Below are 21,746 nucleotides of genomic sequence, written 5' to 3' on the forward strand. Positions count from 1 at the left end.
GTGACGGGGTCAGGTGCAACCGAGTGCAACCCTGTTTCGACAATATTTTGTGACATTCCCGGCAAGCAGGCCGCAATAGCGTTGCTTTGCCCAGAGCTGGTGCGTGATTGTTTGTAGGTAGGGCCGAAAACGCCCTAAAATGGCGCAGAAAAACGCCTTTATTGGTTTTTTTGTAACAGGTGCAACTTGCACGTTGAAATGGGTTGCACCTTGTTTGGTTTGTTTAATAGGATTCATTCCCGCGGTGCAACCGCCAGCAATTGATTGCCGATCCTTGCGGAGCGATCAGTCAACGCGGTGTCGGGTGCAAAAGTACGGATGCGCCGAATATCGGTCGCTATTCCCTTTGGCACCGGGTGCCAACATAAAAACAATGCCAAGGCAGAACTCATGAGTGTCAGCAACCCTACCTTGATCACGTTTGTGATCTATATAGCGGCAATGGTCTTGATCGGCCTGATGGCCTATCGCTCTACCAACAACCTTTCGGATTACATCCTCGGTGGGCGCAGCCTGGGCAGCGTGGTAACAGCGCTTTCAGCAGGAGCCTCGGACATGAGCGGCTGGCTGTTGATGGGGTTGCCGGGGGCTATCTATATGTCCGGCCTGTCGGAAAGCTGGATCGCCATTGGTCTGATCATCGGCGCCTACCTGAACTGGCTGTTCGTGGCTGGTCGTCTGCGCGTGCAGACCGAGCACAACGGTGACGCCCTGACCCTGCCGGATTACTTCAGCAGCCGCTTCGAAGACAACAGCGGCCTGCTGCGCATCATCTCGGCCATCGTGATTCTGGTGTTCTTCACCATCTATTGCGCCTCGGGCATCGTTGCTGGCGCGCGTCTGTTTGAAAGCACCTTCGGCATGTCCTACGAAACCGCCCTGTGGGCTGGCGCTGCGGCGACCATTGCCTACACCTTCGTCGGTGGTTTTCTGGCCGTGAGCTGGACCGACACCGTACAAGCCACGCTGATGATCTTCGCCCTCATCCTGACGCCGATCATCGTCCTGCTGGCGACAGGCGGGGTAGATACCACCTTCCTGGCCATTGAAGCGAAAGATCCGACCAGCTTCGACATGTTCAAGAACACGACTTTCATCGGCATCATTTCCCTGCTTGGCTGGGGTCTGGGTTATTTCGGCCAGCCGCATATTCTCGCGCGCTTCATGGCGGCTGATTCGGTCAAGTCGATTGCCAGCGCCCGACGAATCTCCATGGCCTGGATGATCCTGTGTCTGGGCGGTACTGTGGCGGTAGGCTTCTTCGGTATCGCTTACTTCTCCGCGCACCCGGATGTGGCAGGGCCGGTGACCGAGAACCCCGAGCGGGTGTTCATCGAACTGGCCAAGCTGCTGTTCAATCCATGGGTTGCCGGTGTGCTGCTGTCGGCCATTCTGGCTGCGGTGATGAGTACGCTGAGCTGTCAGTTGCTGGTGTGCTCCAGCGCGCTGACCGAAGACTTCTACAAGGCTTACCTGCGCAAGGGCGCTTCGCAGGTTGAGTTGGTGTGGGTCGGGCGTGCGATGGTGTTGCTGATCGCGATCATTGCCATTCTGCTGGCCGCCAACCCCGAGAACCGCGTGCTGGGGCTGGTGAGCTATGCCTGGGCAGGGTTCGGCGCAGCATTCGGCCCTGTGGTGCTGATATCTGTGCTGTGGAAAGGCATGACACGCAATGGTGCGCTGGCCGGGGTAATAGTCGGTGCGGCGACTGTCGTACTCTGGAAACAGTTCAGTACCCTTGGCCTGTATGAAATCATCCCGGGTTTCATCCTTGCCAGCATCGCCATCGTGGTATTCAGCCTGATCGGCAAGCCTGCGTCGGCGTCCATGCAGACACGTTTCCTGGCGGCTGAGCAGGAGTTCAAAGCCAACCGCTGATAGCGCTGCTTAATGACCTGATGAAATAAAAGCGGCCCGCACTTTCTGCAAGTGCGGGCCGCTTTTTTAGCGCTTGATTCAAGGCCTGCGCGCGGCTCAGCTCTTGTTGTGATCAATATCGAGATTATAAAAAGTGGCCCTGCCACCTTCGGAGGTATACCCGGTATTGTCCTGGGTATAAACACCGGCCTTGAAATACAAAGGCTTGTCGCGCCAGGTCTCGCTGATGCGCTTGCTCCAGTCGGTGTCATTGACACTGACAGTCAATTTCCCGCCCTTGCTCAGGTGAATGACGTAATTGAATGTCTGATTGAGCTTCACACCGTCGACTATCTTATAGACCTTGCTTTCGTCGTCATCGAAACGATTGCGAACTTTCGCAACGATTTCTCCACTCTTGGTGTCTTCCTTGTATTGATACTCGACTTTAAGAAGAGGCTCGGTGCTTTCATAGGCATGTATCTGGCCGATCACGATCTTGCCGGAAGAAGGCACCTGATCGACTTCCAGTTTAGCGTTCAGATAGTTGTCCGCATCGGGATATACCCAATTGTGCAGTGATCCATCTGACCATGTTTCCCGTAACTCGCTGCGTGAATATTTGGCGTTTTCGGTTTTGGTCCCGGTTACCGGAGACCAGAACACAATGGAGTCCGATTTCGATTTGAAGTATTTGCCGTCATAACCTTTCACAAGCTGAGCGGTCGTAATGGTCCTGGGAGGTGAGTCCACTGGAATGCTGAGTTGGTACGATCCAAGATCGATCATTTTTAATCCTTCCGCGCATGTCTTTTGCTACCAAGGGGGCACCTCTAGCAAGAGGGTTTGATCACGTTTTATACGGATTGTAGGGCGATTTGTTAATGAAAAATTGTCGAACCAATGACGTCAAAGTGCTGTCACTTTTCCTGCAGGGCAGAGCCTGCAACGCGTGCAGAGAATGACCGTTAGTCGGGTAGATCGAACTTTGATGGTAGGGAAGGGGTGCCTTGCTTCTGCTTTTTGCGAGACGGGGCTAGAGTTATTCCAAAGTATGACGGTCGTCCTGAAACTCAGGCGTCATGCCCACACAGAGAAGCAGCATGGAACGCGTGCCAACACAGCCACATGATGGCTCTTCGGTTTTACTGGTTGTAGACGATTATCCGGAAAATCTGGTGACGATGTGCGCTGTTCTGCAAAGAACGGATTGGCATATTGTGACTGCGAGTTCAGGAATCGAAGCATTGACGGTGCTTCTTGAGCAGGAAGTCGACCTGGTTCTGCTGGATGTGCAGATGCCGGGCATGGACGGCTTCGAAGTTGCCCGGTTGATGCGAGGCAGTCAGCGTACCCGCCTGACGCCGATTATCTTTCTCACGGCCAATGAGCAGACTCAGGATGCCGTGCAGAAAGGGTATGCAAACGGCGCGACGGATTACCTGTTCAAACCCTTCGACCCGAACGTTCTCAAGCCTAAGGTGCAGACCCTGCTTGAGCAACAGCGTAACCGTCGTGCGCTGCAACAGCTTTCGCTGGAGCTTGAATCGGCTCGTGCGTTCAATGCGTCAGTGCTGGCCAACGTCGCCGAAGGCATTCTGGTCGTTGATGAGGCGGGCACCATCAGTTTTGCCAATCCCGCCATCTGCCAGTTGTTGAACGCTTCGGTCGATCAACTGCGCGGTACGCAAGTGCTGGATTACATCATCGAACCGCAAGTGGGCGACTGGCTGGAGTCAGGCTTCTACAAACACTATCGCAAGGCCGACACCTACCGGGTGCACGATGCCATTCTGCGTACCGCACAAGGCACGCAGTTGCCGGTTGCCTTGTCTTGCGCGGCGCTGCCTGCGGAGCAGAAGGCGATGGTGCTGACGGTTCTGGATATGTCGGTAGTCCGTGATCTCTATCAGCAACTTGAAAAACAGGCTGTTACCGACGCGTTGACAGGCCTGCTCAATCGCCGCGGGCTTTATCAGGCCGTTGAAGGCATGCTCCTGCGCAAGGAGCAGACAGACAAATACCTGGTTGTGCTGTTCATGGACCTGGACGGCTTCAAGCAGATCAATGATGCGCTGGGTCATGACGCCGGTGATCAGGTATTGCTCTGGGTCGCCGAGCAGTTCAAGGACAGCATGCGTCCCTATGATGTTCTGGCGCGCATTGGCGGCGACGAATTCACGGTTGTGATCGACGGGCTTGATTACCCCGAACAGGCGGCCAAAATCGCTGAAAAACTCATTGAACGGGTGTCGGGAAGGCGCCAGGTCGACGGTGTCGAAATCACCCTGGGTGCCAGTGTCGGTATCGCGACCTTTCCGGACTGCGGCTCGAATCTGGACGGTTTGCTGCGTGCGGCAGATATCGCCATGTATGAGGCCAAGCGTGCAGGGCGTCAGCAATACCGGTTCTACGACCAGAATATGAACGGACGCGCCCGCTCACGGCTGATGCTTGAGGAAAGTGTGCGCACGGCCATCGACGGCAAGGATTTCTCGGTGGTGTACCAGCCCCAGATCCATGTCGCGGATGGTCGCCTGCGTGGTTTCGAAGCGTTGCTGCGCTGGCAGCATCCGGCGGTCGGCGAGGTACCTCCTGCGCTGTTCATTCCCTTGCTTGAAGAGACCCGACTGATCAACCGGCTCGGCAGCTGGATTTTCGATCAGGGCGCCGAACAGCGTCAGGCGTGGAGCCGGGTATTTGCTGCCGATGTGGTGCTGAGTGTCTGTGTCAGCCCCACGCAATTCTGCATGCCCAACCTGGCTTCGGAGCTGAAGCGTGCCATGGATCGCTTCGAGCTCAAGCCAGGACAGATCGAGGTGGAAATCACTGAAAGCGCTCTGGTGCATAACCTTACGCATAGCCATAAACAGCTGAAGTCACTGCATGACGTCGGCGTGCGTATTGCGCTGGACGACTTCGGCACTGGCGAATGCTCGCTGTCGCACTTGCGCAATCTTCAGCTCGACACCTTGAAGCTGGACAGGCGTTTTGTCGCCAATATCGTCGAGTCCAGGCGCGAGGCGGCGATGGCCAGCAGCATCATCGACCTGAGTCGCAACCTCGATATGCTGGTCATTGCCGAAGGGGTCGAGACCTGCGAGCAATACCAGTGGCTGGCGGACAATGGCTGTCAGGTCATGCAGGGCTTTCTGATCGCGCATCCGATGGTGTCCGAAGACGCGCTGCACTTTCCAGGGCACTTTGAGGTGGCAGGCTTGAGGTCGGGTGGATTGTTGTAGAATGGCGTCTTTCGTCATCATGCAAAAGGCCCCATGACTGCCGCCAGCCATGCTCCACTCAAATACCTGCAGGCCTATCCGCAAGCCCTGCAGGATCAAGTGCATCAGTTGATTGCCCAGAACCGTCTGGCGGACTATCTGGAGCAGCGCTACCCGGAGCGTCATCAGATACAAAGCGACAAGGCTCTTTACGCCTACGCGCTGGCGCTCAAGCAGGATCACCTGCGCAATGCGCCGGCCATCAGGAAGGTGCTGTTCGATAATCGCCTGGACCTGACCCATCGCGCGCTTGGGTTGCACACCAAAATATCCAGAGTGCAAGGCGGCAAGCTCAAGGCAAGCAATGAGATTCGCGTGGCCGCCTTGTTCAAGGAAGCCCCTGCTCAATTCCTGAAGATGATCGTGGTTCACGAGCTCGCACATTTTCGCGAGTCAGACCATAACAAGGCGTTCTACCAGTTATGCGAGCACATGCTGCCCGGGTATCACCAGCTGGAATTCGACTTGCGCGTCTACCTGACCTATAACGAGCTGCAAGCTTCGAACGGCAAGCTTTAAGCTCGCAACTGCTGCTAGGGATACCCGAGCACGGCCTTGATGCTGTTCAGGTTGCGGGCGATCCATGTTTTGTCGATGGCGCCCCAATTACGAATACGGTAATTGCCTGCGTGATTGCGGGCACCTTCCTGCTGTTCGAACTCACATACAATGTCCAGATCGGAAAGCGCGCTGATGGTGTCCTGAGCGGTGCGGCGTGGCATGCCGGTCACGGCTGTCAGTTCGGGTACGCTGCTGGCGAGCTTCGAATCAATCAGGTACGCCACATACAGGCGGCGATAGAAACTGCTTTTGGTCTTGCTGACCTCCATCGACGAATCCCTTTTCAATGCTTTCAACGTGCAGCTTGCAGCTCAAGGCGTGCAACTGCCCTTAGTCCAGATCGCGGCGCATGCCGATGTGGGGGATGTCGTCTTCCAGATAGACCTCGCCCACCGGGTTGAAGCCGTAGCGGCTGTAATAGCCTTGCAGGTGGGCCTGCGCCGACAGATAGATGGGCTGGTCAGGCCATTTGCGTTCGGCATTTTCCAGGGCCTGCTCCATCAGCTCATGGCCAATGCCCCGGCTGCGAATCGAAGGGGCTGTCACGACTCGCCCGATAGTGACGTCGCCGCCCTGCTGGATAGGGTCCAGCAAGCGCAGATAGGCGACCAGCTTGTCTTCCTGCCAGGCCATCAGGTGGCAGGTATCGCCCGTCAGGTCCTGCCCGTCCACGTCCAGATACACGCATTGCTGCTCGACCACAAACACCTCGGCGCGCAGTTGCAGCACGGCATACAGCTGCTGGATGCTCAGCTCGGTGTGATGTTTGCAGATCCATTTGATAGACATGTCGCAGACTCGCAGGGAAACCAGAAGCGAAGTCTAAACGTATCCGCCGACATTCCCAATAAACGCTGTCAACGATGTGCGTGCAGCTTTACTGAGCATGTTCCCCTCCCGGCTTGTCTACTGACTGCTTGAGGTCTTCAATTAAAAGCTGCAGGCACTCTCATGAGTGATGGTTTTGCTGCCGATAGGATTAAATCGGGAATGCCGCCCTTTTCAGGAACCTGAGTATGTCGCAGTGGCTTCGAGCGGTTGGGTTGCTGGTCTTTTTGCTGATGGCGCACGCCAGTGCAGCCGAGAAACTGCGCCTTGTCGCTGACCCCTGGCCACCTTTTACCGATGCGCTGCTGCTCAACGGCGGACTTGCGACCGATATCGTCAATACGGCGTTGCGCCGCGCCGGATACACCACCCTGTATGAGCAAGTGCCTTGGGCGCGGGCAATGCTGGGGTTGGGTGAGGGGCGGCACGATGTGCTGATCAACGCATGGTTCAGCGACGATCGCACAAAAATTGGCCAGTTTTCAGCCGAATACCTGCTCAATCGGGTGCGCTTCATCAAACGCAAGGAATCGGCTATCGAGGTTCGGAGCCATGAACAACTGCACAATTACATGATTGCGGTTGTACGCGGTTATGCCTATTCCCCAGCGTTTGACAGCGACAGCCTGCTCAAGAAGGTCCCTGTACAAAACTTTTCCACAGCCGTTCGCATGCTGGCTGCCGAACGTGTGGACTTGACACTGGAGGACGAATACGTCGCCCGCTATAACCTGGCGATGGAGCCCGACGAGGTTCGCGACCGTGTCGAGTTTCTACCCGGCTCGTTGAGCGAGAACAGTCTGCACATTCTGGTCAGCCTGAAAAATCCTCACCACGCAAAAATCGTCGCCGATTTCGATCGTGAAATTGCCGCCATGAAGGCCGACGGCACCTACGACGAGCTGTTCAGACTGCATGGACTGCAGCAGCCTCCGGAGCTTTGATCAGGTGTGCGGCAAGGGTGCGCAGCGGTGCCAGCTGGCGGCAGATCAAGGCTAGCTGTGCCTGTACCAGACGCTGGCTTTCGTCCATCTCTTCCGGCAGCTGTTCCAGTTGCGCAGCCAGTGCTTCCTCTGCGTCACTCTGTACAGCGACCGGTTTCTTCTCGGCCAGCCCTGCGGCGATTTCGTCGATGCTGGCGGCCAGCGTGGCGCCGACGTTATCGATCAGGTGTTCGCGGACATCGCCGGGCAATTGGGTATCACGGTGCGCGCCGAGGCCGGAAAGGTAGCTCAGCAGCGTATGTGACAGCACCAGAAAGCGGAAGCCGACATCGGCCTCCTTGCGGAAGTGACCGGGCTCCATAAGCATGTTTGCCAGTGTGGTCGACAGCGCGGCGTCGGCATTGTGGGCGTTGCGCCGTGCCAGTCGATAGGTAAGGTCGTCACTCTTGCCCTTGGCGTACTGCTGCATGATCTGGCGCAGGTAAATGCTGTTGCAGGTCAGGGTGTTGGCCAGCACCTTGTTCAGGCGTCGCCCTTGCCAGTCCGGCAGGAACAGGAACACCGCGAGCCCGGCGATCAGGCTACCCAGCAGCGTATCGAACAGCCGGGGCAGGAACAGCCCGTAACCGTCGCCGACCTGATTGAAACAGAACAGCACCATGACCGTGATGGCGGCGGTCGACAGGGTGTAGCGCGTGGTGCGATTGACGAAGAACACCACACCGGCCAACACCGCGCACATCGATTGCAGAATCGGACTGGTAACCAGATCGAACAGTACCCAGCCGACCGTCAGACCTATTGCCGTGCCAATGATCCGCTGGCCGAGTTTACGCCGGGTGGCGCCATAGCTCGGCTGGCAGACAAATACCGTGGTCAGGATGATCCAGTAGCCCTGTGACGGGTGAATCAGGTGCACCATCGCATAACCGATGGTCAGCGCCAGCGGCAGGCGCAGGGCGTGGCGGAACAGCAGCGAGGTCGGGGTCATCTGCAGGCGCAGGCGGGTCCAGACATCCTTGAGGTTGCGCGGTGAGCGGTCCAGCAGGCTGCTGTCGGTGGCATCGGCCACGGCATCCGGGTTGCTGGCGTCGCTGATCAGGCGATCCAGCGTGCCGAGGTTGGCAGCCAGCGCGCGCAGCGAACGTAACAGGCCGCGCCATGCAGGATTGCTCTGGATGCGCAGGTGTTCCAAGGAGGCGTGCAGGTCTTCCATGGCTTCTGCAAAGCTTGGGTCGTATACGAACGGCTGACGCAACTGGATGGATTCCGACAGGGCCTGACAGGCAACGCCCTGTTGACGCAGCAGGCGCTGGCAGCGGAACAGCACATCGCTGTGGAAAAAGGCGTCGGCCAGCGAGTTGTAGGGGTAGTGCGACGAGCTGGCGCGCTCGTGGATGTCCTGGGCGATGAAGTACAGCTTCAGGTAGCGGCTGACTTTCGAACCGGGGCGGCCGCTGCCGACACGGTGCAGGATGATTTCCTTGGTGGAGTTCAGTGCGGCGACCACTTTGCCGTTCTGCTGCGCCAGTTCCAGGCGGCGGGCCTCCACATTGAGCGTGCGGATCGGCTCAAACAGCGTCGACTTGAGTTTCAGGTACTGCCCCAGCTCACGGAACAGTCGGGCCAGCGCCTGTTGCACCGGCTGGTTGGAAAACAGCATCTGCCACAGCACCGACAGCAGGCCGTACCAGGCCGCACCCGCCACCAGCAGCATCGGCTCATGCCAGAAGTCCAGCACCTCGCCGCCGCGCTGATCGACGCCGATCATGGTGTAGACCGAGAGAATCAGCGTGCCATAGGCAATCGCACCATAGCGTTCGCCCAGCGCGCCGAGCATGGTCAGGCAGAAGCTGGCCAGCGCCAGTGAGCAGACAAACAGCCAGGGGTAGGGGAACAGCAGTTCTACGGCGAGTGCGGCGACACTGAAGCACACCAGCGTCACGGCCAGAGCATTGAGCCGGCCTTGCCAGCTGTCGTCGGTCTCTGCCAGTGCGCAGGCAATAATCCCCAGAAACAGCGGGATCAGCAAGGCCATCTCGTTTTGGTACCAGCACAGCGCCATGCTGCCGGTCAGTGCGATAAAGACTCGAACGCTATAGCTGAATTTATCCAGCGCCCACAATCGACGGAATGTATGACGGAGAGATTTCGATGCCATGGGTAAGCTGACGGCCCTGTTCGCAATTGATCAATTCTGCAGGAGGATATGTACAGACCAAATGACTGGCTGTACATCCGCCTGGCAAAATTTATACCGGTTTGCAGTGTCGTGATGTTACGCCACGCGCACTACGTCACACGTACTGCGCCGCTGCGTACGCCGAGGCCCACGCCCACTGAAAGTTGAAGCCGCCCAGATGACCGCTCACATCGAGCACTTCGCCGACGAAATAGAGGCCGGGGGATTTCAGTGACTCCATGGTCTTGGACGACACTTCACGGGTATCGATGCCGCCCAGCGTCACTTCAGCGGTGCGATAACCCTCGGTGCCTGCCGGGACCACCTGCCAGCTCGCCAGCTTTTCGGCGATGTCGGCCAGTTCGGCATGGGTGTACTGCTTCATGGGTTTGGACACGAACCAGTGTTCGGCGATCAGATTGGCCATCTTCTTGGTGAAAATCTCGCCCAGCAGGGTTTTCAACTCACTGTTGGGACGCTCGGCCTGTTGCTGACTGAGCCAGGTGGGCACATCGTGATCGGGCAGCAGGTTGATTTCCACGGTGTCACCGGGCTGCCAGAACGAAGATATCTGCAGGATCGCCGGACCACTGAGGCCGCGATGCGTGAACAGGATGTTTTCGCGGAAGCTGGTGTCATTGCAACTGACCAGGCAATCCACCGATGTGCCTGAAAGCTCTGTGCACAGCTCCTTGAGCTGATCGGTGATGGTGAACGGCACCAGGCCTGCGCGGGTGGGCAGCAGCGTGTGGCCGAACTGCTTGCCGACCTGATAGCCGAAACCGGTTGCGCCCAGCGTCGGAATCGACAGCCCGCCCGTGGCGATGACCAGTGCCTTGCAGCTCAACGTGCCCAGCGTGGTTTGCAGGCTGTAGCCAGATTCGGTCTTTTCGATCTGCTGCACGGAGGTATCCATGTGCAGGCTGACACCGGCCTGTCGGCATTCCTCCAGAAGCATTTCCAGAATGTCGCTGGACTTGTTGTCACAGAAAAGCTGACCGAGCTTCTTCTCGTGATAAGGCACGCCATGTTTGGCGACCATCGCGATGAAATCCCACTGGGTGTAGCGCGCCAGGGCCGATTTGCAGAAGTGCGGGTTCTGCGACAGGAAGTTGGCCGGCTCGGTGTACATGTTGGTGAAGTTGCAGCGCCCGCCACCGGACATGAGGATCTTCTTGCCGGGTTTGTTGGCGTGATCGATCAACATCACCCTGCGCCCGCGAGCGGCAGCGGTGAACGCACACATCAGACCAGCGGCGCCAGCGCCAATGATTACAACGTCGGTAACGGGCACAGCGTGTTTCCTCGATCTGTAGGTCACGATCGTTCCCATGCTCCGCGTGGGAATGCCTCTCGTGACGCTCTGCGTCACATACCTGCGCCGCACCACCTATTCAAAATCGGACGCAGAGCGTCCAGAACTGCGTCCCCACGCAGAGCGTGGGGACGATAACCCAGCTAACGACTATTTCAGAGGATTCGCACGCGCAGTGACTTGCCTTTGATCTTGCCGTTGTTCAGACGCTCCAGCGCCTGTTTGGCCATGCTGCGTTCGACGGCTACGTACGCCTGGAAATCGAAGATCGCGATCTTGCCCACCTGAGTGCCCGCAATACCCGCTTCGCCGGTCAGCGCGCCAAGAATGTCGCCCGGGCGCAGTTTGTCCTTGCGACCCGAACCGATGCACAGCGTCGTCATGGTCGGCAGCAGCTTGCCGCCTTCCTTGATACTTAGCTGCTCGTACTGCTGCCAGTTCAACGGGGCTTTCTGCAATTCTTCGATAGCGCGGGCGCGCTGGCTTTCCGACGGAGCCACAAGGCTGACCGCGATGCCTTTTTCGCCTGCGCGACCGGTACGGCCTACGCGGTGAATGTGGATTTCCGAATCACGCGCCAGCTCGACGTTGATCACCATGTCCAGCGCGTCGATGTCCAGACCGCGCGCGGCCACATCAGTGGCGACCAGTACCGAGGTACTACGGTTGGCGAACATCGCCAGCACCTGATCGCGGTCACGCTGTTCCAGATCGCCATGCAGACCGACGGCAGACATGCCTTTGGCGGTCAGGTGGTCGACCACTTCCTGAACCTGCTGCTTGGTGAAGCAGAACGCCACACAGGACGCCGGACGGAAATGACCGAGTACCTTGACCACCGCTTCCAGACGCTGCTCCGGAGAGATTTCATAGAAAATCTGCTCGATCTGGCTGTCGGCGTGCAGTGCTTCGACTTTCACGGTCTGTGGATCACGCATGAATTTCGAGGACAACTGCTTGATACCGACCGGGTAGGTCGCCGAGAACAGCAGCGTCTGGCGGCGCTGCGGGGTCTGCTCGATGATGTCGGCGATGGCGTCGTAGAAACCCATGTCCAGCATGCGGTCGGCTTCATCGAGAATCAGCGTGTTCAGGCCGTCCAGCACCAGCGAGCCCTTGCGCAAGTGCTGCTGTATGCGACCCGGAGTACCGACGATGATGTGTGCGCCATGCTCCAGCGAGCCGATCTGCGGGCCGAATGAAACGCCGCCACACAGGGTCAGGACCTTGATGTTGTCTTCCGAGCGCGCCAGACGGCGGATTTCCTTGGCCACCTGATCCGCCAGTTCGCGGGTCGGGCACATGACCAGTGCCTGGCAGCCGAAGAAGCGCGGGTTGATCGGGTTGAGCAGGCCGATACCGAAGGCAGCGGTCTTGCCGCTGCCGGTCTTGGCTTGCGCGATCAGGTCCATGCCCTTGAGGATCACCGGCAGGCTCTGCGCCTGAATCGGTGTCATTTCGGCATAACCAAGCGACTCCAGGTTAGCCAGCATGGCAGCGGACAGAGGCAGAGAATTGAAAGCGGTGTTAGTCACGACGGTGGACCTGCAAAACAAAAATGTCGCGTAGTGTATCACCCGCCAGCCAGACCTCACACCGCGATAGAGGCTGTGGGAGCGAGCTTGCTCGCGAAGGGGCCCGTACAGCACCAGAAGATGGTTCGTGAGCAATGCGGATCGCCGCCCCGGTCACTCCCACAGGATCCAACAATGAGCGCGGAGCATGGGCGCAATAGCCAGGCAAAAAAATCCCCGCTGGAGGGCGGGGTTGAGGTTCGAGCGTGGCAGCTCGCAAAGGTGTACGGCAAGGCCCGTCGTGGTGACGGGCCTGGCTGGCTTACAGCAGGATTGTGCGGATATCCGCCAGCAATTCGCTCAAGCGCTTGGTGAAGCGGGCGGCGGCTGCACCGTTGATCACGCGGTGATCGTAGGACAGCGACAGCGGCAGCATCAGTTTCGGCTGGAAGGCTTTGCCGTCCCAGACTGGCTGAATGGTGGCCTTGGAAACACCGAGGATAGCCACTTCCGGCGCGTTGACGATCGGCGTGAAGCCGGTGCCGCCAATGTGGCCGAGGCTGGAGATGGTGAAGCACGCGCCCTGCATGTCGTTTGCAGTCAGCTTTTTGTTGCGCGCCTTTTCAGCCAGTGCTGCGGCTTCGGCGGCCAGCTGCAACAGGCTCTTCTGGTCGACGTCGCGGATAACCGGCACCAGCAGGCCATCCGGGGTGTCCACGGCAAAGCCGATGTGCACGTACTTCTTGCGGATCACCGCCTTGCCGCTAGGTGCCAGCGAAGCGTTGAAGTCCGGCAGCTCCTTGAGCAGGTGTGCGCAGGATTTGAGCAGCAGTGGCAGAACGGTCAGCTTGACGCCAGCTTTCTCGGCAGCGCCTTTCTGCGCCACACGGAAAGCTTCCAGGTCGGTAATGTCGGCCTGGTCGAATTGCGTGACGTGCGGAATGTTCAGCCAGCTGCGGTGCAGACCCGAAGCGCCAAGTTGCATCAGGCGCGTCATCGGTACTTCTTCGATCTCGCCGAAACGGCTGAAATCGACTTCCGGGATCGGCGGGATGCCCGAGCCGCCGCTTGCGCCGCCAGCTGGAGCTTCCTTGGCCTTCTGCATCATGGTCTTGACGTAGACCTGAACGTCTTCTTTCAACACGCGACCGTGTGGGCCGGTGGCGCTGACTGCGCTCAGCTCGACGCCGAACTCGCGTGCCAGCTGACGAACAGCCGGGCCTGCGTGAACCTTGGCGCCGTCTTTGGCCGGTGCAGCCGGAGCAGGTGCTGCTTCGGCTTTCGGCGCTGGAGCAGCGGCCGGTGCAGCCGCTTCAGCCTTGGCAGGAGCGGCAGCCGGTGCGCTGGCAGCAGGTGCCGGAGCAGCGGCGGGCGCTGCGCCTTCGACTTTCAGTTTGAGGATCAGGTCGCCGGTGCCGACTTCCTGGTCCAGCTTGACTTCGATGCTCTCGACAACGCCTGCTGCAGGAGACGGGATCTCCATGCTGGCCTTGTCGGATTCCAGGGTGATCAACGACTGATCAGCCTGAATGGAGTCACCGACCTTGACCATCAGCTCGATGATTTTGGCCTTGCCCGACGAGCCGATGTCCGGCACGTGGATGTCCTGAACGCTGGCGCTGGCTGCCGGAGCAGGCGCAGCAGCGGCAGGTGCCGGTGCAGCTTCAGCCGGTTTTTCGGCAGCAGCAGGGGCCGCGGCAGGTTCGGCTGCGGGGGCAGGAGCGGCAGCCGCTTCGCCTTCCACTTCCAGCTCGAACAGCTCGTCGCCTTCTTTCAGACGGTCGCCCAGCTTGACCTTCATGGCCTTGATGACGCCAGCCTTGGGAGCAGGGATTTCCATGCTCGCCTTGTCCGATTCCAGCGTCAGAATGCTCTGGTCGGCTTCGATGCGATCACCGACCTTGACCATCAATTCAATGACTTCGCCTTCACCGTTGCCGATGTCGGGTACGCGAATTAACTCACTCACTATGTCTCTCCTTAGGAGAACCTGTTCACTCACCAATACGCTGGTTCAGTTACAACGAAACAGCGTTGGATGCTCATTTACGGTAGGTAAATTCCGCATCCTCGGCTGTTTACGCTCTGATCAGCGCTCTTGAAGCAGACTCTTAGCAGTCCAGTGGATTGCGTTTTTCAGGATCGATGCCGAACTTGGCGATGGCTTCCGCCACCACTTTAGGTTCGATATCGCCACGATCCGCCAAAGCTTCCAGAGCTGCCAGCACAACGAAGTGACGATCGACTTCAAAGAAGTGACGCAGCTTCTTGCGGCTGTCGCTACGGCCGAAACCGTCGGTGCCCAGGACTTTGTATTCCTTGGTTGGAACCCACTGACGAATCTGGTCAGCGAACAGCTTCATGTAATCCGTCGATGCAATGACCGGACCTTTGCGACCGTTGAGGCACTGCTCAACATAGCTCAGTTCCGGCTTCTGGCCAGGGTGCAGGCGGTTGTTGCGCTCTACAGCCAGACCGTCGCGACGCAGTTCGTTGAAGCTGGTAACGCTCCAGACGTCAGCGCCGATGTTGAACTCGTCACGGAGAATCTTCGCCGCTTCGCGAACTTCACGCAGGATGGTGCCCGAGCCCAGCAACTGGACGTGGTGCGCCGCTTCCCGGGTGTCTTCTTCGAGCAGGTACATACCCTTGACGATGCCTTCTTCCGCACCGGCCGGCATGGCTGGCTGGGCGTAGGACTCGTTCATCACGGTCAGGTAGTAGAAAACGTCCTGCTGCTCTTCGAACATCCGGCGCATGCCGTCCTGGATGATCACTGCCAGCTCGTAACCGTAAGTCGGGTCGAAGGTGCGGCAGTTCGGGATGGTCGACGCCAGAATGTGGCTGTGACCGTCTTCGTGCTGCAGGCCTTCGCCGTTCAGCGTGGTACGGCCGGCGGTGCCGCCGATCAGGAAACCACGGGTGCGGCTGTCGCCAGCAGCCCATGCCAGGTCGCCGATACGCTGGAAACCGAACATCGAGTAGAAGATGTAGAACGGAATCATCGGCTGGTTGTGGCTGGAATACGAAGTACCGGCAGCGATGAAGGAGGACATGGCGCCCGCTTCGTTGATGCCTTCCTCGAGAATCTGGCCTTTCTTGTCTTCGCGATAGAACATCACTTGTTCTTTATCGACTGGCTCGTAGAGCTGGCCGACCGAAGAGTAGATGCCCAACTGGCGGAACATGCCTTCCATACCGAAAGTACGGGCTTCGTCCGGGATTATCGGCACGATGCGCTGACCGACTTCCTTGTCCTTGACCAGCTGCGCCAGGATGCGCACGAAAGCCATGGTGGTGGAGATTTCACGGTCGCCCGAACCGTCAAGGATGGCCTTGAGGGTATCGAGTGGCGGCGTCGGCAGGCTGAAGCTCTGCGCGCGACGCTGAGGTACGAAGCCACCCAGCGCAGCACGACGCTCGCTCAGGTAACGGGCTTCGGCGCTGCCTTCTTCCGGCTTGTAGAACGGCAGGGCTTCGAGTTCGGAGTCCTTGACCGGGATGTCGAAACGGTCACGGAAGTGACGCAGGCTGTCGACATCGACCTTCTTGGTGTTGTGTGCAGTGTTTTTCGCTTCGCCGGCGCCGGTGCCATAACCTTTGATGGTTTTGGCCAGAACCACGGTCGGTTGACCCTTGTGGTTGACGGCTTCGTGGTAGGCCGCATAAACCTTGTACGGGTCGTGGCCGCCACGGTTGAGTTTCCAGATCTCGTCGTCGGACAGATCGGCAACCATTGCCTTGAGTTCAGGCGAGTTGAAGAAGTGCTCGCGGACGAACGCGCCGTCCTTGGCCTTGTAGTTCTGGTATTCGCCGTCGATGACTTCGTCCATGCGACGCTGCAGGATACCGTCGACGTCCTTGGCCAGCAGTGGGTCCCAGAAACGGCCCCAGATGACTTTGGTGACGTTCCACTGAGCACCACGGAACACGCCTTCCAGTTCCTGAATGATCTTGGCGTTGCCGCGAACCGGGCCGTCGAGGCGCTGCAGGTTGCAGTTGACGACGAAGATCAGGTTGTCGAGCTTCTCGCGACCGGCCAGAGCGATGGCGCCCAGGGATTCCGGCTCGTCGGTCTCGCCGTCACCCAGGAAGCACCAGACTTTCTGCTTGCCTTCCGGGATGTAACCACGGTGCTCCAGGTACTTCATGAAGCGCGCCTGGTAGATCGCCTGGATCGGGCCAAGGCCCATCGATACAGTCGGGAACTGCCAGAAATCCTTCATCAGCCACGGGTGTGGGTAAGACGACAGGCCATTGCCGTCGACTTCCTGACGGAAGTTGTTCATCTGGTCTTCGGTGATGCGGCCTTCGAGGAACGCACGGGCATAAACGCCTGGCGATGCGTGACCCTGGAAGTAGATCAGGTCGCCGCCGTGCTCGTCGGTCGGGGCCTGGAAGAAGTAGTTGAAGCCGATGTCGTACAGCGTTGCGCTGGAGGCGAAGCTGGAGATGTGGCCGCCCAGATCCGGGTCGTTCAGGTTGGTTTTGACGACCATTGCCAATGCGTTCCAGCGCACCAGCGAGCGAATGCGGCGTTCCATGAACAGGTCGCCAGGCATGCGTGCTTCGTGGGTGACAGGAATCGTGTTGCGGTATGGCGTAGTGATGGCGTACGGCAGCTGCGAACCACTACGGGTGGCCAGCTCGCCCAAACGGGTCATCAGGTAGTGAGCGCGGTCTTCGCCTTCTTTGTCGAGAACCGATTCCAGGGCGTCCAGCCATTCCTGGGTTTCGACGGGATCGAGGTCTTGCATGGCTTGCTCCAGGGCGGAAAGGCTTCCAGAATCGGTTGCCTGAGTTTGCGACTGGCCTTGTGGGCAGACGACATAAATTCTTGGATTACCGGAGGGTGGGATCCGGCGGCGTGTAGTTTTACTACAAATCGACGACGATTTCAGCCCTCCGAGTATCGGACCCAGTAGTAAAACTACAGAGAAGCGACTCAATCGCTCCTGTTGTCTTGTAACTTAAAACGTTACTGTTGATTGCTATTGAATATCTTGCAGGGAAAAAGCGGATTTTTATGCTTCTAATTTGATTTTTCCAGCAATTTATAACCTTTGTTCGACAAGCGGTGCTGGCAGACGCGTCTTGCCGTCATGAAAGACGGGCGTTTGCACGCCGATCAAGGATAGACCATGAGCCTACCTTTACTGGCTGAATTTCCGGCCATTCTGCTGCCATTGATTACCCGTGCCCGCCAGACGTTCCAGGCCGCGCTCACTGCTTTGTCAGAGGACGCGCTGACGTCTTTCGAGGCCTGGCCCGAGGCGCGCCGCAAGGCGTTCGACCGGGTTTGCGCAGCCAGTGATTTTGTCACCGAGCAAGTTTGCCGTGACCCGCAGATGCTCCTGCAACTGGCCGATTCGGGCGAGCTGGAGCGTAGCTTCTCTGCTGGCCAATTGCGCGGTCAGATTGCCGATGCCCTGTCGAGCGCCGCCAGTGATGACGAGTTGGGGCGTAATCTACGTCGGCAGCGCGCACGCCAGCAAGTGCGAATCATCTGGCGCGATCTGACCCGTCAGGCGGATCTGATCGAAACCTGCCGTGATCTGTCGGAAATGGCCGATGCTTCGATCGACCTGGCCTACCAATGGCTGTATCCACGGCACTGCGAGCAGTTCGGCACACCGACCGGTCGTCACTCTGGGCAGCCGCAGCACATGGTTATTCTGGGCATGGGCAAACTCGGCGCGGTCGAACTGAACCTTTCGTCGGACATTGACCTGATCTTTGCCTACCCGGAAGGCGGCGAGACGCAGGGCACCAAGCGAGCGCTGGACAATCAGGAGTTTTTCATTCGCCTGGGGCAACGGCTGATCAAGGCGCTGGACCCGGTGACTGTCGATGGTTTCGTGTTCCGGGTCGACATGCGCCTGCGGCCCTACGGTTCTTCCGGGGCGCTGGTGCTCAGCTTCAACGCGCTGGAGCAGTATTATCAGGATCAGGGCCGGGACTGGGAACGTTACGCGATGATCAAGGCGCGAGTGGTCGGCGGCGATCAGACCGCAGGTGCCGAGCTGCTGGATATGTTGCGCCCGTTTGTGTATCGCCGTTACCTGGACTTCTCGGCCATTGAAGCGCTGCGCACCATGAAGCAGCTGATTCAGCAGGAAGTGAAGCGCAAGGGCATGGCGGAAAACATCAAGCTCGGTGCCGGGGGTATTCGCGAAGTCGAGTTCATCGCCCAGGCGTTCCAGCTGATCCACGGTGGCCGCGACCTGAGCCTGCAACAGCGTCCGCTGTTCAAAGTGCTGAAAACCCTTGAAGGGCAGGGTTATCTGCCTTCGGCGGTGACTGAAGAGCTGCGCGAGGGTTACGAATTTTTGCGTTACACCGAGCACGCCATTCAGGCGATTGCCGACCGTCAGACGCAAATGTTGCCGGACAACGATCAGGATCAGGCACGCATTGCCCTGATCATGGGCTTTGCCGACTGGGTCAGTTTTCACGAGCGCCTTATGTACTGGCGCAGTCGGGTGTCCTGGCATTTCCGTCAGGTCATCGCCGACCCCGATTCTGATCCTGACGATGAGCAGCAGGACGACAGTGAGGTTGCAGTGGGTGGCGAGTGGCTGCCCCTGTGGGAAGAGTCCCAAGACGAAGAAGCCGCAGGTCGCCAGCTGTTGCAGGCCGGTTTCGTGGATGCGGAAAAGGCACTGAAAAATCTGGCCAGCCTGCGCAGCAGTCCCAACCTGCGTTCGATGCAGCGTCTGAGTCGTGAGCGGCTGGATGCGTTCATCCCTCGATTGCTGGCTCAGGCGGTAGAGCATGAGAAGCCCGACCTGGTGCTGGAACGTGTTCTTCCGCTGGTAGAAGCGGTCGCCCGGCGCTCGGCGTATCTGGTGTTGCTGACCGAAAACCCTGATGCGTTGCGACAACTGCTGACCCTGTGCGCTGCCAGCCCATGGATTGCCGAACAGATCGCACGCTTCCCGCTGCTGCTCGATGAGCTGCTCAATGAAGGTCGTCTGTTCAATCCGCCGTTGGCACCAGAGCTGGCGGCCGAGCTGCGTGAGCGGCTGATTCGTATCCCGGAGGACGACCTCGAGCAGCAGATGGAAGCCCTGCGGCATTTCAAGCTGGCCCACAGCCTGCGGGTTGCGGCGTCCGAGATATCTGGCAGTCTGCCATTGATGAAAGTCAGTGATTACCTGACCTGGCTGGCCGAGGCCATTCTGGACCAGGTGCTGGCGCTGGCGTGGCGCTACAGCGTGGCTCGCCACGGCACGCCCTCGCGCCCGGACGGCACGTTGTGCGACCCAGGTTTCGTGATTGTCGGTTATGGCAAGGTTGGCGGTATCGAATTGGGCCACGGCTCCGATCTGGATCTGGTGTTCATTCATGATGGCGATCTGCAAGCCGAGACCGACGGCGCCAAACCGATCGACAGTGCGCAGTTTTTCACCCGGCTGGGGCAGCGGGTCATCCATTTGCTGACCACGCAAACCAACTCCGGTCAGCTGTATGACGTCGACATGCGCCTGCGGCCGTCGGGTGCGTCCGGGTTGCTGGTCAGTTCGCTGGGGGCCTTCGCCCGTTATCAGGCCAATGAAGCCTGGACCTGGGAACATCAGGCGCTGGTACGTGCGCGAGTGATGACCGGCAGTCGTGATGTTGGCGAGCAGTTCGAAAAAGTCCGTGCCGATGTGCTGGGGCGCGAGCGTGATCTGGGCAAGCTGCGCGCAGAGGTCAGCGAGATGCGCGGCAAGATGCGTGACAACCTCGGCACCCGCGTGACAGCAGCCGGAAGGGCGGCCAATGCCTTCGAGGCGTCGGTGCCGTTCGACCTCAAGCAGGACGCCGGAGGTATCGTCGATATCGAATTTATGGTGCAATACGCCGCCTTGGCGTGGTCCAGAGAGCATCCCGCGCTGCTGCAATACACCGACAACATCCGGATTCTCGAAGGGCTTGAGGACGCCGGACTGTTGCCTGACACGGACGCCAGCCTGTTACGCGAAGCCTACAAGGCGTATCGCTCGGCTGCGCACCGTCAGGCTTTGCAGAAGCAGGCGGGTGTGGTCAGCGGCGATCAGTTTCATGCCCAGCGGCGTGAGGTGATGCGGATCTGGACGCAGATGGGGTTGAGCTGAGCCGCGCGGCAACGCCATATTCCGCTGCAACACTATATAAAGCTATGACAGGGAGGCGACAGGTTGTGTGGGAATGTCACGCAGTCTGATCGGCCTCCCTGATCGTTTCTGGTCGTTTCTGGATAGAACATGAAAATTCTGATCGTTGGGCCTAGCTGGGTCGGTGACATGGTGATGGCACAAACGCTGTTCCAGTGTCTGAAACAGCGTCATCCCGAGTGCGAAATCGACGTGCTGGCCCCTGAATGGAGCCGTCCGATACTGGAGCGCATGCCGGAGGTTCGCGCTGCGCTCAGTTTTCCGCTGGGGCACGGTGCCCTGGAGCTGGCGACCCGTCGCCGGATCGGCAAGTCCCTGGCTGGCCAATACGATCAGGCTATCCTGCTGCCCAATTCGCTGAAATCCGCGCTGGTGCCGTTTTTCGCTGGTATACCGAAACGTACCGGCTGGCGTGGCGAATTCCGCTACGGCCTGCTCAATGACGTGCGCACCCTCGACAAACAGCGCTATCCGCTGATGATCGAGCGTTTCATGGCCCTGGCATTCGACAAGAGCACCGAGTTGCCGCGTCCTTATCCCAAGCCCAGCCTGCGCATCGACACCGCGACTCGCGATGCGGCGTTGAGCAAGTTCGGCCTGACCCTCGACCGTCCGGTGCTGGCGCTATGCCCTGGTGCCGAGTTCGGCGAATCCAAGCGCTGGCCTGCCGAGCATTACGCACAAGTCGCTGACGCCAGCATTCGTGAAGGCTGGCAGGTCTGGCTGTTCGGTTCGAAAAAGGATCACCCGGTCGGCGAGAGTATTCGCCAGGAGTTGATTCCCGGCCTGCGCGAGGAGTCCGTCAACCTCAGTGGTGAAACCTCGCTGGCTGAGGCCATCGACCTGCTCTCGTGTGCCGACGCGGTGGTGTCCAACGATTCCGGCCTGATGCACGTGGCCGCAGCGCTGAATCGCCCGCTGGTGGCCGTCTACGGTTCGACCTCGCCGGGCTTCACGCCACCGCTGGCCGACGCAGTGGAAGTGGTGCGTCTGGGCATCGAGTGCAGCCCGTGCTTTGAGCGCACCTGCCGTTTCGGCCATTACAACTGCATGCGTCTGCTTGAGCCGGACGCCGTGATTCAGGCGCTGAGCCGCCTGAGCAGTACGCCGGTGGAGGTTGCCTGAT

Annotated in this window: 14 protein-coding genes; 6 read left to right on the forward strand and 8 right to left on the reverse strand. The window is 58.9% G+C overall.

Annotated features, from left to right (window positions below; all coding sequences use genetic code 11):
* The first annotated feature begins 390 nt into the window (after positions 1 to 390).
* Entirely contained in the window at positions 391 to 1,878 is a 1,488-nt protein-coding gene (gene putP / locus RYB09_RS04770; RefSeq protein ID WP_058399863.1) for a sodium/proline symporter PutP, read from the forward strand.
* Between the two features lie 96 nt (positions 1,879 to 1,974).
* On the opposite strand, the gene RYB09_RS04775 is transcribed toward putP, so the two are convergent.
* Entirely contained in the window at positions 1,975 to 2,646 is a 672-nt protein-coding gene (locus RYB09_RS04775; protein WP_058407720.1) for a polysaccharide lyase family 7 protein, read from the reverse strand.
* Positions 2,647 to 2,960: 314 nt separating this feature from the next.
* Between RYB09_RS04775 and RYB09_RS04780 the strand changes: the two genes are divergently transcribed.
* Together RYB09_RS04780 and RYB09_RS04785 are read left to right on the forward strand one after the other, a co-directional pair.
* Positions 2,961 to 5,099, forward strand: a complete 2,139-nt coding sequence (locus RYB09_RS04780; protein ID WP_058399865.1) for an EAL domain-containing protein — start codon at positions 2,961 to 2,963, stop codon at positions 5,097 to 5,099.
* Positions 5,100 to 5,132: 33 nt separating this feature from the next.
* Positions 5,133 to 5,657: a M48 family metallopeptidase gene (locus tag RYB09_RS04785; RefSeq protein WP_058399866.1), complete on the forward strand. Its 525-nt coding sequence runs from the start codon at positions 5,133 to 5,135 to the stop codon at positions 5,655 to 5,657.
* Positions 5,658 to 5,671: 14 nt separating this feature from the next.
* Here RYB09_RS04785 and RYB09_RS04790 read toward each other — a convergent pair whose 3' ends face one another.
* Positions 5,672 to 5,968: a helix-turn-helix domain-containing protein gene (locus RYB09_RS04790; protein WP_002551759.1), complete on the reverse strand. Its 297-nt coding sequence runs from the start codon at positions 5,966 to 5,968 to the stop codon at positions 5,672 to 5,674.
* A gap of 61 nt (positions 5,969 to 6,029) precedes the next feature.
* Entirely contained in the window at positions 6,030 to 6,488 is a 459-nt protein-coding gene (locus RYB09_RS04795; protein WP_002551760.1) for a GNAT family N-acetyltransferase, read from the reverse strand.
* Between the two features lie 227 nt (positions 6,489 to 6,715).
* Here RYB09_RS04795 and RYB09_RS04800 point away from each other — a divergent pair, with 227 nt between their 5' ends.
* Positions 6,716 to 7,471, forward strand: coding sequence for a substrate-binding periplasmic protein (locus tag RYB09_RS04800; RefSeq protein ID WP_058399867.1), 756 nt, complete (start codon positions 6,716 to 6,718; stop codon positions 7,469 to 7,471).
* Here the strand turns inward: RYB09_RS04800 and yccS are convergent.
* The 5 genes from yccS to aceE all read right to left on the reverse strand — a co-directional run bounded on the left by yccS (position 7,434) and on the right by aceE (position 17,239).
* Positions 7,434 to 9,632: a YccS family putative transporter gene (gene yccS, locus RYB09_RS04805; protein ID WP_058407717.1), complete on the reverse strand. Its 2,199-nt coding sequence runs from the start codon at positions 9,630 to 9,632 to the stop codon at positions 7,434 to 7,436. The two genes, RYB09_RS04800 and yccS, sit on opposite strands and share 38 nt — an antisense overlap.
* Before the next feature lie 136 nt (positions 9,633 to 9,768).
* On the reverse strand, positions 9,769 to 10,947 hold the full coding sequence (locus tag RYB09_RS04810) for an NAD(P)/FAD-dependent oxidoreductase (protein WP_058407716.1): 1,179 nt from the start codon (positions 10,945 to 10,947) through the stop codon (positions 9,769 to 9,771).
* A 176-nt stretch (positions 10,948 to 11,123) separates the two neighbouring features.
* A complete protein-coding gene (dbpA, locus tag RYB09_RS04815; RefSeq protein WP_122259381.1) occupies positions 11,124 to 12,503 on the reverse strand; it encodes an ATP-dependent RNA helicase DbpA in 1,380 nt (459 codons plus the stop codon).
* Positions 12,504 to 12,804: 301 nt separating this feature from the next.
* Positions 12,805 to 14,451: a dihydrolipoyllysine-residue acetyltransferase gene (gene aceF / locus RYB09_RS04820; protein ID WP_058407715.1), complete on the reverse strand. Its 1,647-nt coding sequence runs from the start codon at positions 14,449 to 14,451 to the stop codon at positions 12,805 to 12,807.
* A gap of 142 nt (positions 14,452 to 14,593) precedes the next feature.
* Positions 14,594 to 17,239 (reverse strand): pyruvate dehydrogenase (acetyl-transferring), homodimeric type, encoded by a 2,646-nt coding sequence (gene aceE, locus RYB09_RS04825; RefSeq protein ID WP_058399871.1) that lies wholly within the window; start codon positions 17,237 to 17,239, stop codon positions 14,594 to 14,596.
* Between the two features lie 384 nt (positions 17,240 to 17,623).
* Here aceE and glnE point away from each other — a divergent pair, with 384 nt between their 5' ends.
* Positions 17,624 to 20,581 carry a bifunctional [glutamate--ammonia ligase]-adenylyl-L-tyrosine phosphorylase/[glutamate--ammonia-ligase] adenylyltransferase gene (gene glnE, locus RYB09_RS04830; RefSeq protein WP_316887600.1) on the forward strand — a complete coding sequence of 986 codons (2,958 nt, stop codon included), beginning with the start codon at positions 17,624 to 17,626 and terminating at the stop codon, positions 20,579 to 20,581.
* Between the two features lie 129 nt (positions 20,582 to 20,710).
* The gene (gene waaF / locus RYB09_RS04835) at positions 20,711 to 21,745 is read left to right on the forward strand and encodes a lipopolysaccharide heptosyltransferase II (RefSeq protein WP_122280663.1); all 1,035 of its coding nucleotides are present in this window, start codon (positions 20,711 to 20,713) and stop codon (positions 21,743 to 21,745) included.
* Position 21,746: the final 1 nt, after the last annotated feature.

It is taken from the genome of Pseudomonas syringae group sp. J254-4 (genome assembly GCF_032586855.1).
Lineage (GTDB): Bacteria > Pseudomonadota > Gammaproteobacteria > Pseudomonadales > Pseudomonadaceae > Aquipseudomonas > Aquipseudomonas amygdali.